General features: G+C 42.8%; 10 protein-coding genes. All 10 read right to left on the bottom strand.

Annotated elements, in window-relative coordinates; translation table 11 throughout:
* Nucleotides 1-371: 371 nt before the first annotated feature.
* The gene (locus tag IR173_RS08720; RefSeq protein WP_237039270.1) at nucleotides 372-2,936 is read right to left on the bottom strand and encodes a glycosyltransferase family 1 protein; all 2,565 of its coding nucleotides are present in this window, start codon (nucleotides 2,934-2,936) and stop codon (nucleotides 372-374) included.
* 34 nt (nucleotides 2,937-2,970) lie between these two features.
* On the bottom strand, nucleotides 2,971-4,638 hold the full coding sequence (locus IR173_RS08715) for a glycogen/starch synthase (protein ID WP_237039269.1): 1,668 nt from the start codon (nucleotides 4,636-4,638) through the stop codon (nucleotides 2,971-2,973).
* Between the two features lie 256 nt (nucleotides 4,639-4,894).
* Entirely contained in the window at nucleotides 4,895-5,359 is a 465-nt protein-coding gene (locus tag IR173_RS08710; protein WP_005939034.1) for a V-type ATP synthase subunit K, read from the bottom strand.
* 161 nt (nucleotides 5,360-5,520) lie between these two features.
* Nucleotides 5,521-7,326, bottom strand: coding sequence for a V-type ATP synthase subunit I (locus IR173_RS08705; RefSeq protein ID WP_237039268.1), 1,806 nt, complete (start codon nucleotides 7,324-7,326; stop codon nucleotides 5,521-5,523).
* Nucleotides 7,323-7,928, bottom strand: a complete 606-nt coding sequence (locus IR173_RS08700) for a V-type ATP synthase subunit D (RefSeq protein WP_005939038.1) — start codon at nucleotides 7,926-7,928, stop codon at nucleotides 7,323-7,325. Before IR173_RS08700 ends, IR173_RS08705 begins: the two co-directional genes overlap by 4 nt.
* 85 nt (nucleotides 7,929-8,013) lie before the next feature.
* On the bottom strand, nucleotides 8,014-9,333 hold the full coding sequence (locus IR173_RS08695; RefSeq protein WP_237039267.1) for a V-type ATP synthase subunit B: 1,320 nt from the start codon (nucleotides 9,331-9,333) through the stop codon (nucleotides 8,014-8,016).
* A gap of 36 nt (nucleotides 9,334-9,369) precedes the next feature.
* Nucleotides 9,370-11,124 carry a V-type ATP synthase subunit A gene (locus IR173_RS08690; protein WP_237039266.1) on the bottom strand — a complete coding sequence of 585 codons (1,755 nt, stop codon included), beginning with the start codon at nucleotides 11,122-11,124 and terminating at the stop codon, nucleotides 9,370-9,372.
* 18 nt (nucleotides 11,125-11,142) lie between these two features.
* Entirely contained in the window at nucleotides 11,143-11,979 is an 837-nt protein-coding gene (locus IR173_RS08685; RefSeq protein ID WP_237039265.1) for a DUF2764 domain-containing protein, read from the bottom strand.
* Nucleotides 11,980-11,988: 9 nt separating this feature from the next.
* A complete protein-coding gene (locus IR173_RS08680; protein WP_237039264.1) occupies nucleotides 11,989-12,579 on the bottom strand; it encodes a hypothetical protein in 591 nt (196 codons plus the stop codon).
* A gap of 760 nt (nucleotides 12,580-13,339) precedes the next feature.
* Nucleotides 13,340-14,746, bottom strand: a complete 1,407-nt coding sequence (gene ltrA / locus IR173_RS08675; protein WP_237039263.1) for a group II intron reverse transcriptase/maturase — start codon at nucleotides 14,744-14,746, stop codon at nucleotides 13,340-13,342.
* Between the last annotated feature and the right edge of the window lie 521 nt (nucleotides 14,747-15,267).

Here is a 15,267-nt window from a genome sequence, read left to right as displayed (position 1 = left end):
GAGTGTGTCAAAACTAAACCAGCCTATCCAATCGTCAGCTGTAGGGGCAGGGTTTGCCTGCCCGAAGACACAAAGTAAACTGTTTTCGGGTGAGCGAACCTCGCCCCTACGAACGAAACGACAGCATTATCCACGTTTTGACGCAACCCCTTTCTATTATAAGAGAAACAGCTTTCACACAGAATCCCCATGAATAGGACGTTTCAATATCCGTTTTGTGTGAAAGGAGATTACTCTCCCTTTTGGAACACACACAGTCTTTCACTGTACTAAATATAAAAGAGAGCCGTCCCCCCAACAGGAAACGGCTCTCTTATTATATTATCATGAAATCACTCTGAAAAACAGAGAGATACACTTACTTCAATGAATTATACGAACCAACGAACATAGCAGAAGTCCTGACGGTGAGGCAAATCTACATTCTTCGGGAACATACGGTATGATACCTTAAAGCTGCCGGAGTTAGAAAGACTATGTTTAACCTGGAATGTGTACAGATTACCTTCTTTCTTGATTACTTCCATCGGCTCTACAGAATAGATATGCTCTTTACCTTCTGCATTGGTGTAAGTAGTAACCAGTTCGATACCTACAGCATCATCCAGTCCCTTTTCGTCCACTACATAAGTTATAGTATATTCTTTTCCGGTCTCGATATTACCGCTAGCCAATTCTTCATTCTTTTCGCTGGAAACGATTTCAATAGAATCCCATAATTCTGCAACCTTTTCCTTCCATGCGGCAATTTCTTTTGCTTTAGCATAGTCGTTAGCTACCAATTCTTTGAAACGTTTAGCTTCTTTGGTATAGAACTTAGAATAGTAGTCATCCAACTGACGCTTCATAGTGTAATGAGGAGCTACCTGAGCAATAGAGTTCTTGATAGTCTTCACCCAACCTTCAGAATAACCCTTGCGGTTACGTGCATAATACAATGGCAGGATTTCATTTTCCAGAATACTGTAGATAGTAGCAGCATCCAACTGGTCTTGATGATCCTGATTCTGATAAGTACGTTTTTCTGTCAACGCCCATCCTGCACCTTCGCGGTAGCCTTCCAACCACCATCCGTCGAGTACAGAGAAGTTTACTACACCGTTCATCAAAGCTTTCTCACCTGATGTACCTGATGCTTCCAAAGGACGAGTCGGAGTATTCATCCAAATATCAACGCCAGAAACCAAACGACGAGCCAACTGCATATCGTAGTTTTCCAAGAAAATAATTTTGCCCAAGAACTCAGGACGACGAGAGATTTCTACAATCTTCTTAATCAATCCCTGACCTGCACCATCGTGCGGGTGAGCTTTACCTGCAAACAAGAACTGTACCGGATAGTCAGGGTTGTTCACAATCTTAGCCAAACGTTCAATATCAGTAAACAACAGATGTGCACGTTTGTAAGTGGCAAAACGACGAGCGAAACCAATCATCAAAGCATTCGGATTGATCTTTTCCATCAAAGAAACGATGCGTGAAGGATCACCCTGATTCTTCAACCAGCTTTCACTGAACTGCTTGCGGATGTGGTCTACCAATTTATTCTTCAAAGCCTGACGAGTTGCCCAGATTTCTTCGTCAGCCACATTATATATAGCTTCCCAAATCTTTTCGTTAGATTGGTCTTCCATAAAGTTGGGAGCAAAATGCTTCGCATAGAGCTTTTTCCATTCTGTCGCACTCCAAGTAGGGAAATGAACACCATTGGTTACATAACCTACATGGCTTTCTTCGGGGAAATAGCCCTTCCAAATACCTGAAAACATTTCCTGAGATACTTTTCCGTGCAACCAACTCACACCGTTTACTTCCTGACAAGTGTTGCAAGCAAAAGTAGACATACAGAAACGCTCGCCGGCATCTCCCGGATTGATACGTCCCATATCCATCAAATCTTGCCAGCTGATACCCATACGTTGCGGATAACCGCCCATGTACTTGCCGAACAAACCTTCATCGAAGTAGTCATGACCGGCAGGCACCGGAGTATGAACCGTATAAAGAGAAGAAGAACGAACGACCTCCAAAGATTGGTCGAACGTCAAACCACCTTCTACATAGTCACACAGACGCTGAACGTTGCATAATGCAGCATGTCCTTCATTACAGTGATAAATATCTTTCTTGATACCTAATTTCTTCAGCATCAACACACCACCGATACCTAACAGTATTTCTTGCTTCAAACGGTTTTCCCAGTCACCACCATAAAGCTGATAAGTGATAGGACGGTCAAACTCGCTGTTCATTTCATTATCTGTATCCAACAGATACAAAGGAACACGACCTACATTGACTTTCCACACATAAGCATGAACGAAATAGTTCAGATAGGGAACATCGATAACCATCGGTTGTCCGTTGTCATCCAATACACGTTCGATAGGCAAACTACCGAAATTCTGAGCTTCGTATCCTGCTACCTGCTGTCCGTCCATCGAAAGGCTTTGAGTAAAATATCCATAGCGATACAAGAATCCGACACCACACATATCTACGTTGCTGTCTGATGCTTCTTTCAGGTAGTCACCTGCCAAGATACCCAAACCGCCCGAATAGATTTTCAGAACGTGTGTCAAACCATACTCCATACAAAAATAAGCTACAGAAGGGCGCTTGGCGTCGGGCTGCACATCCATATAAGCTCTGAACTTTGCATATACATCGTTCATGCGTTTCAGGATATTTTTATCCTTTGCCAGTTTTTCCAGTGTTTCATAGCTCAATCGTTCTAGAAGAACTACAGGATTTTGTCCAGCTTCCTTCCACAAAACAGGGTCTAAATCTCTAAACAACTCAGTTGCCTCGTAGTTCCATGCCCACCAGATGTTGCGTGCTAATTCTTCTAACTTTTTCAATTCCTCAGGAATGCGTGATTTTACAGTTACGTCTTTCCAAGTAGGAGTATTTGCATTACTAATCTTGATTTTCATGTCTCTCTAATTATATTAATATTATATTCAATTTTCAACCTAATAAAAGCCTTTTCTGTGCATTGCGTAATGCCACGTCATAAGCCTCATAATAATATTTAATAAAGTGCTTCCACAAAGCTTTTTCCGCAATGTCGGCAGCACGTTTACGTATCATCTTGATTTCAGCCTCAGTCATGCCGGAAAATACCGAAATATTATCTTTTATAACGTCTGCCACTTCAGAATAGTTGTAGTCCGAACGGTGAATCACTTTCACACCATCTTTCAGCTCACTATACGAACCCTTCAGTGAATTCACCCAAAGTCCGAAACCTGCCAAGTCAGTAGTGATTGTCGGCACATGGAAAGCAACACTTTCAAGCGGAGTATATCCCCATGGTTCATAATATGAAGGATAAACGCTCAAATCATGTCCCAATACCAAATCATAGTACTCCATATTAATAATGCCGTCTTTTCCATCCAAATAGCAGGGAACAAAGATAACCTTCACTTTATCGTTGGCAGAATTTGCCATCCCCAAATACTTCATCATGTCGAGCACCTGGTCGTGACTCATGTTATGCAACCAATGAGTAATAAACGGGCATTCCAACGGAGTAGTATAGTTTTTATTGCTCTTCAAACGTTCCATCAAATCTTCACGAGGGTCTCCCACCCATCCCGGAACATTGATAAATGCCAATACCTCCTTCTTCAGATTCTTGTCACGAGTCAATCGATTCAAAGCTTCCAAATACACATTGATGCCTTTATTCTTAAATTCGTAACGTCCACTGGTGCCTAATATCAAAGTATCATCACTCAAATTTACTCCCAATAACTTATTAGCGAGATTCAACAGAGTGGCGCGTGCTTTTTTACGTTTAGCGGTAAAGGTACGTCCCTGTGGAACAAAATCATCCTCAAAACCATTCATTAAAATCACATCTGCCGGTTTCTCCAACAGTTCCTTACATTCATTATTAGTGATTTCACTGACAGTGGTAAAGCAATCCACATGATGTGCCGTTTGCTTTTCTATAGAGTGCTTGGCCTCCATATTAAGTTCACGTGCCATCTGATCACCATTGTAAGCAAATAAATAATCGTAAAGAGGTTTATTGTTACCGGCAATCGAGCGGCCGATAGAAGTAGCATGAGTAGTAAATATTGTTGCTATTTCGGGAGCTGCCTTCTGTAGATAGAGTGCTCCCATACCTGTCATCCATTCGTGAGCCTGATAAATGACCTTATCATTTTCCGTCAGATTGAATCGGTAGAAACTTTCAACAGTTTTTCCTGCTGCATAAGAGAACATGGATGCTTCGTCATAATCTCCGTATGCATGAAGCGAATCCACTTGGAAATCTTTCCACATTTGTCCGTATATCTCATTCTTCTTTGAAAAGAACGGATAAAAATCCACTAATATAACTATGGGTTCTCCAGGGATATTCCAACGTCCGATACGGACTTTCAAACCATCGTTTTTCAAAGCATGTCCACGCCATGCCGCACACAAATTCTCATTCTCGATAAACAAGGGGTTCTCTTTTCCTGCCCACACATCCGGACCTATAAAAAACACTTTATCCTTGTAAATATCTTGCAGTGTTTTTGCTCTTGTTGACAACACTGTATAAATGCCCCCTACCTTATTACACACTTCCCAACTCGCTTCGAAGATATAACTGGGGGTTAATAGTTCTTTTGCCATCTATATACCTAATCTTATTTTCGAGTGCAAAGGTACACAATTTCAATGAGATAATAAAGTTTTTCCAGAACTTTGTTAGAAATTTCAGACTCACTTATTAACTTTTACCATTTCATATTTAACATTTATCACAAAGAAAGCTGATATAAGTAACAATAGTAAGTATTTTAATCAATTTATTCTCCTTTAGGACAAGAAAAAGGGCTATTTCCGTAAATATACGAAAACAGCCCCTTTTATTAAAGAACTAATCTGATTATGCAACCAATGCAGAACCCATCAAGAAGGTTGCAGCCAAAGCAACAATGGCATACAATTCGGGGAATACAGCTAAAATCAATGTATTACCGAATACATTGTGTCCCTGACCGATGGCAGCGATACCATTGGCGCAAACTTGTCCCTGACGAATAGCAGAGAAGAGTGCTACAAGGCCCAAGGCGATTCCCGAACCAAGCACGGCAGCAGCCTGAATACCTGTAATAGCCGGAGTCAAAACACCGAAAATACTTTGAAACATGAAGTAACCGGCGAAACCATACAAACCTTGTGTACCGGGAAGTGCGGTCAATACCAAGAAGTTACCGAAAGCGCTGTCGTTCTTCTTTAATGCGCCGATAGATGCGTTACCTGCTATAGTTACACCGTATGCACTACCTATACCTGATAAACCAACCATAATTGCGATGCCTACATAGGCAATCAATAAATTCATTTCCATAATTCTTCTATTTTTTAATTTTTAAATTCTTTATTTATCAAACTCTTCCTAAAAGGAAAATTCCTTTTTATGTCATCCTGAACTTTACAAAGAATCTGCAAGCAAGTTTGCAAATTTTTCATCTCATTCAGAACAACAAGCTGAATAAATTTTAAACAGCTCTAATTTTTAAATGGCTTATATTCCTTGCCTCCACCTTCGTAACCCGAATTCTTGAAGAACTCTACAAAAGTAAGACGCATCGGGTGAACCATTGCACCCAGAATATTCATAAACATATTGATAGAGTGACCAATCAGGAAAATTAGTACCATCACTATCGGACCGGCAATAGCATTGTCGGGACTCATACCCGCAGCCAGGCTGTTAAACACACTGGCAAGAATACCGCCCGAAAGTCCTAATGCAAACAAACGCACATACGAAAGGATATCACCCAGCAAGCCGGTCGCCATATTGTAGGAATCCCACAAACCCAGGCCGATGTTGAGGAAAATATTCTTTCCGGGACTGTTGAACAGGAAAATAAGCACTGCGGCTATACCCAGTATTACCAAATGGGCTGTTCCACCCATCGGCATCACATCACCCAAAAGGAATGCCAATGCCGTACTTACCAGTACTATAATCCATCCGACTGTGGAAAGTGCATACTTAAATCCGAACTGGATTGTCTGATTAGCAGCTTTCAGTATCATACCAAAGATAATCTGTACCGCTCCCAAAATCAATGAAAGGTTGAACATCCACTGATTGTCAAGGAAGAACAAATCGCGCATCCTGTTAAAGAACGGAATATCGTTACCATACAGATTGAATCCGAAGAATGTACCTGTCAGCATACCGCAGAAGAAGGTAGCGGCTCCCAATAACTGCACCAAAGTCAAAACAGGCTTCATGGATGCACTGATGTTCTTCGCTACCATGCGATAAACAGTCACTCCCAATACCATGAACAGACCGTAACCCGAATCGCCCAGACACAGCCCGAAGAAGAGCATAAAGAAAGGGGCAAAGAATGGAGTCAAATCCAGTTCATTATATTTAGGAAGCATATACAACTTCATAATCGGTTCGAATAGACGGAAAAATCCTTTGTTATTGAGCTGAATGGGTACATTGTCTTCAGGAGTTGGATCAGCAACTTCAAAGTACACCTCCTGCTGGTTCAGGAACTTTGTGATTTCCGGAATCCGTGAAGCCGGCGCCCAGCCTTGCAGCAACATCAATTTGTTGTCCGCAGCCTGTTCCGTATTCAGCACAACTTTAGAAAATTCTATCTGCGAATGAACATTAGCCTGTGCAGCTTGCAAGGAAAGTAACTTCTCCCCTGCTATGGCAGTCAGCTTCTCGTCCACTTCCTTTATCTTTTGCTCCATGCCTTCGCACTTGGCAGTGAGCCGGCTCAGTGACATTACGGGCAGTTTGGCTGTCTCCACTTCCAATTCGGGCAATGAACCTTTCTTAGTTATAGTGATAAAATAGATGCGTGAACCGATACGGTTAATCTCCGTAGCATGGTACGCTTCCAGCCATTCCTCATTAAAGTTCTTCTCTGAGCAGATATAGAAATTCACCTGATATCCAGCATCTTGTAATCTCGTAACTGATGCAGGGTCAAAGTCTCCCCATACTTCCAATGCGGCACGTTCCTTGTCACAAGCCTGCAACTGGTGTTGTAACTGCGTCTTTTCCAGTTGAAGGGCTTCCACTTCTTCCAGTGCTTTTTCTCCGCGAGCTATATCGCCTTTCTGCTCTTTCAGTTCAGCATTGAGTGCTTGCAGAAACTTTACTGTAGAAGTGTAGCGGTTGGACAGGCGGATGCTTTCCTGAAGTTCGGTGTTCTCCGGTGTTCCCTGTGCTTTTTCTGCCACGTGGATTACGCCCAAGTCACGGATGCTTTGCAGGAATTGTTCATATTCCTTATGATAGATAAGGAAAGTCAACTTCTTCATTTTTGTAATCATGCCTCTGCCTCCTTTCTTTTCTCTTGAATGGATTTCAAAATCTTCTGCGATGACTTGGAGAGGTTCTCCTCGTCCTCCATAAATCGTTTAATTTTTCGCAGAGCATCCTGATATCCTGGTATCTGTACCTTCTCAAAAAGGTTCACTTTCTGAGTGGTCTTTTTACGCGCATGTTCCAGTAGGTTCAGTTTGGCAAGCATAAATTCCCTTTCAATAGCGGTCTGCGCCAGCCCTTTCAACAAATGTATCCCGTCGGAATACCATTTCGGACTATTGAACAGGCTATAGGGACGAATGTCAAAGTCTACGTTTTCCAACAACGGAACCCGTACACCGGCAATCTTCTTTATACCCAAATGAACGTCACTCACTTTTATTAATGAAGCATCAAACTCATTCCAAAGTGCGAACATGGCCTCGTATGCCTGAATTTGTTTTTCAAGCCTTTCCTCCAGCTCGGCAGCTTCGGTCTTGCATCTCTTTACTTCCATACGCAAGGCGCTTTCCTTATTCTTAATGATAGGAAGCGTGCGCACGCGAACCTTGAGTTGCTTCTCAAGCTGCTGTAGCGAGGTCTTGTTATATTGAAACTTTATTGCCATTTCGTTCTAACTTTTTATTTATCATCCGAAGGGCTTTTGTTCTCCGAAACGATACTGCTATTACCTTTCTTTTGATAAATGAGTTCTATTTCTTCCAGTGTTCTTCTACCAGTTCTTTCTTGATGTTCACCTCTTCCGGCTTAAAGTACTTGCTGAACAATCCCCATGTAACATCCAGCATTTCAGTAGTATCCAGATTCACATCAATAGCCAGCAATTGGTTTGCGTAATCTTTGGCGAATGCCAAAGTACGTTCGTCATAGTTAGTCAGGTCAAAACCGTTTTCCATCTTAGTCTTGGCATTGGCAGCATCGGCATATAGACGCACCGCAGCATTCATTACTTGTGGATGGTCTTTACGAGTCTTCTTACCACTCACCAACTGTTTCAAACGGGACAACGAACGGAATGGGTCAACAATAACCTTACCGATATCACTATCACGACGCAGAAACAACTGACCTTCGGTAATATAACCTGTATTATCAGGAACGGCATGTGTAATATCACCGCCACTCAGGGTAGTTACCGCAATGATAGTGATTGAACCGCCTGCGGGGAATTGAACCGCCTTCTCGTAAATCTTCGCCAAATCCGAATAAAGAGAACCCGGCATAGAGTCTTTGGACGGGATTTGGTCCATACGGTTGGACACGATAGCCAATGCATCGGCGTAGCTGGTCATATCGGTCAGCAACACCAATACTTTCTGGTTATGTTCTACTGCAAAATATTCGGCAGCCGTCAACGCCATATCCGGAATCAGCAGACGTTCTACCGGCGGATTTTCCGTGGTATTTACAAAGCTGATGATACGATCAAGCGCACCAGCGTTAGAGAATACATTTTTAAAGTACAGGTAGTCATCGTTTGTCATACCCATACCGCCCAGAATAATCTTGTCCGTTTCAGCACGCAATGCTACGTTTGCCATTACTTGATTGAACGGTTGGTCGGGATCGGCAAAGAAGGGAATCTTCTGTCCTGACACCAATGTATTGTTTAGGTCGATGCCGGCAATACCGGTTGCAATCAGTTCCGACGGTTGTTTACGACGAACCGGATTCACTGACGGACCACCGATAGGTACTTCCTGTCCTTCTATTTCCGGTCCCCCGTCAATCGGGTCACCGAAAGCATTGAAGAAACGTCCGGCCAACTGCTCGCTTACTTTCAGCGTAGGCGATTTACCCAAAAATACAACCTCGGCATTGGTGGGGATACCTTCCGTACCCTCGAATACCTGCAAGGTCACTTCATCGCCCATGATTTTTACCACCTGGGCCAACTTACCGTTTACCATAGCCAATTCATCATAGCCTACTCCTGACGCTTTCAGCGAACAAGTAGCTTTGGTAATCTGGCTAATCTTAGTATATATCTTTTGAAATGCTTTTGTTGCCATCTCTACTAATTATAAATTAAAGATTAAATATTAAAATCAGACGCTTCTCTCGGCAACCAACTCTTGCAACTGCTTCTTGAAATCTTCGTATTTCTCAGATTTATATTTCGAATAGTTCATCTGTTTGCAGATATTAATCATCTTCTTAAAGTAATCCATTACTTCAAGGAAGGTGTCAAACTTAAATTCCGTATGACAGATGTCGATGACCATGTTCAGGATATCTTCCTGACGTTCCATCGGGGTTACAGAGTCAATTTCATCGAAGGCATCCTGTTGCAGAATCACAAAGTCAATCAATTCCGATTTCCAGAAGATGACATGATATTCCACAGGTACACCGTCATCACCCAAGATATTAATCTGTTCGGCAATTTCCTTACCGCGCAGCAACCGGGTCTTGATTTCGTTTACCTTACCAATCCATTCACCGTTAATACGTTTTGCGATATAATCCTCAAACTCAGGATATTCCAAATACTTGGAATAAGAGTCAATCGGATTCACAGCCGGATAACGTTTTCTATCAGCACGTTCCTGCTCCAAAGCATAGAAACAACGGGCCACCTTCTTGGTATTTTCGGTTACAGGCTCTTTCAAGTTACCACCTGCCGGAGATACGGTACCGATAAAGGTGATAGAACCGCTCTCATTATTATTCAGATGCACATAGCCTGCACGTCCGTAGAAGTTGGAAATAATAGCTGAAATATCCATCGGGAAAGCGTCCGGGCCAGGCAATTCTTCCATACGGTTGGACATTTCACGCAATGCCTGCGCCCAACGGGAGGTGGAGTCTGCCATCAGCAATACCTTCAGTCCCATGGCACGATAGTATTCTGCAATCGTCATGGCAGTATACACAGATGCTTCGCGGGCAGCAACCGGCATGTTTGAAGTATTCGCGATGATAATGGTACGTTCCATCAATTTACGTCCCGTATGCGGGTCTACCAATTCGGGGAATTCTGTAAAAATTTCCACAACCTCATTTGCACGTTCGCCACAGGCAGCGATTATTACAATATCTGCTTCTGCCTGTTTAGAGATAGCATGCTGAAGCACAGTCTTACCGGTACCGAACGGACCGGGGATAAATCCCGTACCACCTTCTACAATCGGGTTTACGGTATCAATCACGCGCACACCGGTTTCCAGCAGTTTATAAGGACGCGGTTTTTCTTTATAATTAGTCATAGCCTTCTTCACCGGCCACTTCTGAATCATGTTCACAGGAATATCTTTTCCGTCTTTATCTGTCAGGACAACTACTGTATCTTCAATACTATATTCGCCTTCCTTTACAATAGATTTTACCTTATAAGTACCATCCAACTGAAATGGAACCATAATCTTCAACGGTTGGAAGTTTTCGTCTACCTGACCTAACCAAGCCGAAGGTCCTACTTCATCGCCCACTTTTACCAACGGAATGAAATGCCATTTCTTTTCCTTGTCCAACGGATAAGTATATTGTCCGCGTTTCAGGAAGACACCATCCATTTTGTCAAGATCGTTTTGCAGACCATCGTAGTTTTTAGACAACATACCCGGGCCCAAAGTCACTTCAAGCATGTGTCCTGTAAATTCGGCTTCGGCACCCACTTTCAGTCCACGTGTACTTTCAAACACCTGCACATACACATTGCTGCCTACCACCTTAATAACCTCCGCCATCAACCGGTCGCCACCTGTCAGAATGTAGCAAATTTCATTCTGAGCTACCGGCCCGTCAACGGTGAGAGTAACCATGTTAGCAATTACGCCACTAACAGTTCCTTTTGTTGCCATATATCTTTAATCTGTTTATTATCTGAATTCTTCGGGAATCTGTACCTCATCCTTCAGTTTGTCAATAATCTGACGGAACAATTCGCTTCCCTTTTCCTTATCCATAGAAATCCAACGGCCAATCATTTCCAGTTTCAATAAGAACACGAAAATCCGTTCTACCGTAAAATAGTTGAAGAAGACAGCGTCTTCCATCCAGTTCCATTTCAACAAATCTATCTTCTTTTCCCTTTCCACCAGTTCATCAATCTCGCTGATGCGTAGCACCGGCTCAAAATACTCCAGCATCTCGGTCAAGCCGAAATCGCGGGCATTCGAGGTGCGGACCATTTCGCTCACATCAGTCTTGCCCACTACCACCTGTGACACGTCCATCTTGTATTTACGTGCAGCCAGTGCAGCCAGTATATTATTGACATTCAGATTAAATTCAAACCAGGAAGAAACGAATTGATTACCGCAGTTCATGGCGTAAGCATAATAATATGCAGATAGCATATCCTCCGCACGATAGAGTTCTTCGGCAGGAAGAGTCAGATAAGCAGTAATAAATTCATAAAGGTAAGATGGATATTTCTTATCCGGAGCATCGCCTTCACGTACCGAGCTAATAAGTGCCAGCAACTCATCCGCGGAGTAATTTCCATCGGCATCGGTCACTGCTTCTTTATCTTTCAGCAGTTTCAGCAAATTAGCATTATCGAATTTTAGATAAAACAAGTCAATTAGTTTTCTATCCTTTTCCGATAATTCCGGGTATAATTCCGATTTAAAATTGGCGACCGTATAGTTCAGCTTACCATCTTCCAATGAAAGATCCGGTAAACCGGCTACCAGGCAATAATAATTTGTCATAGTCACGTTTTAAAACAACATTTCTACTAATTGAGGACGGAGGAAGTCTTTGAAGTAGTTTTCAAATTCCTCTTCACCGAAGTTTACTTTGTAAGAACCATCAGCCGGTGAAATCGTGAAAAGAGCTTTAGTACCGTTCACTTGATCTATTTTAACTCCTTTGTCCAACAAAGCTTTGGCATTTGCAGCAAAATATTTTTTAAGTCCTTCAGCGTCTGCAGTAGAGATAACGATAGGCTCGTTGGCAGACCATTGAGTAGCTAAGGAAACGATAAATTTATTCAGATATTCCTTGTCGGCCACAAAATCTTTTACAGCTTTACTTACTACCTCATTTGTCAGTAAAGTAGTAATTTCGATTTTCAATGCATTCACTGCTTGTCCGGCAAACAATTTAATTTCTGATCGCGTATTTTCGGCTGTTTCTGTTGCCGATTTACGAGCGGCTGCAACAATAGATTCAGCTTCTTTACGAGCATCCTCTACAATCTTCGCTGCTTCTTCGCGAGCGTTACTGACAAGTCGCTGTGCTTCTTCGTTTCCTTTTTCCACACCTTCGCGATAAATCTTATCGGTAAGCTCCTGAATTTTATTTTCCATATTCTTAGAAGATATTTTTTTGAGTTTAACACTTTCTTTCTTCAATAATTTCAAAAAGAATAGCCCAAAAGTACAAAATTCAATGATAGAAAAAGAATTTAATGATAGAATTTACACTAAAAGTACTGCAAAAAGAGAAAAATATACCACATTCATGTTACATAACATAATCTCTCTGCTAAGTAGATTAGTAAATTATTAGAGAAAAGGATATTTTTCATTCCCTTTGATAAAGAAAAGGGTGTATGAAAATCATAGACTAAATATATTCGCGAATGCTGCTGCCTCTCGCTTGCTCCTCTCAAGAAAGAATGAAGCCACGTTCAACTATGGATAATCATAATCATGGATCAATCCGAAAGCCCTGTGGGTGATAAGCATGACCTCTGAGTTACAATGCTGACGTCCAATCAGGTGTTCGTCTGATGTACTTGATCCTCTGATATACTTAATTTATAATGCCTTAAAAGAATCTGCATTCTTACATTGTAATATTGGAATTTCCTCAAAATATGATGCCACACACTTTTTGACTTGATCTATAATCATAATCTAACACGAATCTTTTAAACACGAGTTCCACCGTTTTTTTATTATTTCTGTAAAATCCGTGCCTATAGGTGTATGCCAACATAGTATTTCAATTTTAGAGATTATAACACTATAAATAATCGAGTAGGAGGAAAACGAAAGTTTTCTTCCTACTTTCGTTTTCCGACCTCTCACACCACCGTACGTGCCGTTCGGCATACGGCGGTTCCTATTTTGGATACCATTCGTGATAACTATCCGTCAGAGTGATATACCCCGCCTTTTTCAAATTCTCATTTGATATGGCTCGTGTCAAGACCGGACTGGCGGCGATTCGCCAATAACCAAGACGAATGTTACCCCATTGATAGGCTTGCCAAGCGGATATGCCACATCGTTTGAGGTTGGTTATCCTCGTCTTGGGTTTCTTCCATGCTTTCCATATACACATTCGTATCCGTCGCCTTAACCATTCATCGGTTGCAAGGCAGAGACGTTTTATCCGAGCAAGACGATAGTACCCTATCCAACCCCGTATGTACTCTTTCAGCTTCTGTTTCCTGCGTTCATAACCCCAACCGTTACTGCGACTAGTCAGCTCTTTGAGCCTGGCTTTCATCCTGGCTTTGGTTGTGGGGTGTACAGTAAGCAGACATTTGCCTTTGTCTACATAAAAGGAGTAGCCGAGGAATTTAACTCCCCGTACATAGGACACTACGGTTTTCTCCCGATTTACTTTCAGAAAGAGTGTCTCCTCGATAAACCGTGTGATACTCGACTTTACACGCTGTGCGGCTCGTTTGGATTTACAGAATATCATGGCATCATCGGCATATCGGACAAAGGGATGCCCTCTGCGTTCGAGTTCCTTATCCAATTCGTTGAGCATGATGTTACTCAACAGCGGACTTAGAGGGCCACCTTGCGGTGTGCCCGCTGCACTCGCGTCAAAAAGTCCCCGGGTGATTACTCCGCTGCTAAGATATTTGTGTATCAGACTGACTACCCTCCCGTCAGTTATCGTGCGGCTGAGGATTTCTATGAGCTTGCTGTGATTGACGGTATCGAAGAAGCGTTCAAGGTCGAGGTCAACCACATATCGGTAGCCGCTCTCAACTATCTCTTGCGCCTTTCGTAGCGCACTATGGCAGCTCCGATGGGGACGGAAGCCGTAGCTCGTCCGAGAGAACTCCCGCTCATAGATTGGGGTCAGTGCCTGGTGGATGGCTTGCTGGACTAACCGGTCTACCACGGTGGGTATTCCCAACAGCCGCGTCTTGCCGTTGTCTTTGGGTATCTCTACCCTGCGGACGGGATTGGGACGGTATGTCCCGTGTTGCAAGGAACTTATCAACTCGTTCTTGTTGGAAAAGAGCCACGGTAGCAACTGCTCACACGACATCCTGTCAATACCCCCACTGCCCTTATTGCCTACCACGGCCTTGTACGCACGGTTTAGATTGTCGGGACTGAGAATGAGTTCCAATAAATGTGCCTTGTCAAATGGTACTTCCGCGAAGTTGTCTTCACATATCCACATGAAAGTCTGCACTCCCTCATACCTTTCGGTTGCCGACCTATCTCTTTGAGGGTAGTCATTAGCTTGGGCTGATGTTTTCTGCATTCTTACTTTCATACAGTACGTTTCAATTACTTTCGCTTGATTATTAGGTTCTGCCCTTCGTGGGGTGTATTGACTTTTTTTTCCCACTACTATGGCGTCTGCTGACTTCTCACGGCAAGCTTTACTCCACAACTTTCGTAAAAAAAAAAAACTATTTGCTGTGTCCGTGAGACCTCCCCGATTAAGAACATAATCTTTCCCACTTATACTTGCCTGATTTACACCACTCGCTCCGAATAGCTATAGGGCTTTAGTCCGTTTGGCGACCTTACCCACGAGCATGTGCCTTAATATCAAGTTTCTGTTCGTCAAGTCAGTGATTTGCCTACGGCTTCCTTCAGATTCCGCATCGCTACGGACACCCTTGCCTTCGGCTGTACGCTTGCCGCTATTAGGCTGCGTTAGGGACTTGCACCCCTTAGACTATGCCCATGTCGGGCGAACCAAAAAAAAGCCTCCGAATCATTTGACTGACTCGGAGGCTTTCATTAAAACGGCAGCTACCTACTCTCCCACTGTTACGCAGTACCATC

The sequence above is a fragment of the Phocaeicola faecalis genome (genome assembly GCF_021730445.1).
Taxonomy (GTDB): domain Bacteria; phylum Bacteroidota; class Bacteroidia; order Bacteroidales; family Bacteroidaceae; genus Phocaeicola; species Phocaeicola faecalis.
Note: the sequence above shows the minus strand (reverse complement) of the source record. Positions and strands in the feature narration are given on the sequence as shown.

What these genes read in the sequence shown, in the direction of transcription:
- IR173_RS08720 (WP_237039270.1), bottom strand. Translation starts at nt 2,936, where the DNA reads ATGAAAATCAAGATTAGTAATGCAAATACTCCTACTTGGAAAGACGTA.
- IR173_RS08715 (WP_237039269.1), bottom strand. Translation starts at nt 4,638, where the DNA reads ATGGCAAAAGAACTATTAACCCCCAGTTATATCTTCGAAGCGAGTTGG.
- IR173_RS08710 (WP_005939034.1), bottom strand. Translation starts at nt 5,359, where the DNA reads ATGGAAATGAATTTATTGATTGCCTATGTAGGCATCGCAATTATGGTT.
- IR173_RS08705 (WP_237039268.1), bottom strand. Translation starts at nt 7,326, where the DNA reads ATGATTACAAAAATGAAGAAGTTGACTTTCCTTATCTATCATAAGGAA.
- IR173_RS08700 (WP_005939038.1), bottom strand. Translation starts at nt 7,928, where the DNA reads ATGGCAATAAAGTTTCAATATAACAAGACCTCGCTACAGCAGCTTGAG.
- IR173_RS08695 (WP_237039267.1), bottom strand. Translation starts at nt 9,333, where the DNA reads ATGGCAACAAAAGCATTTCAAAAGATATATACTAAGATTAGCCAGATT.
- IR173_RS08690 (WP_237039266.1), bottom strand. Translation starts at nt 11,124, where the DNA reads ATGGCAACAAAAGGAACTGTTAGTGGCGTAATTGCTAACATGGTTACT.
- IR173_RS08685 (WP_237039265.1), bottom strand. Translation starts at nt 11,979, where the DNA reads ATGACAAATTATTATTGCCTGGTAGCCGGTTTACCGGATCTTTCATTG.
- IR173_RS08680 (WP_237039264.1), bottom strand. Translation starts at nt 12,579, where the DNA reads ATGGAAAATAAAATTCAGGAGCTTACCGATAAGATTTATCGCGAAGGT.
- ltrA (WP_237039263.1), bottom strand. Translation starts at nt 14,746, where the DNA reads ATGAAAGTAAGAATGCAGAAAACATCAGCCCAAGCTAATGACTACCCT.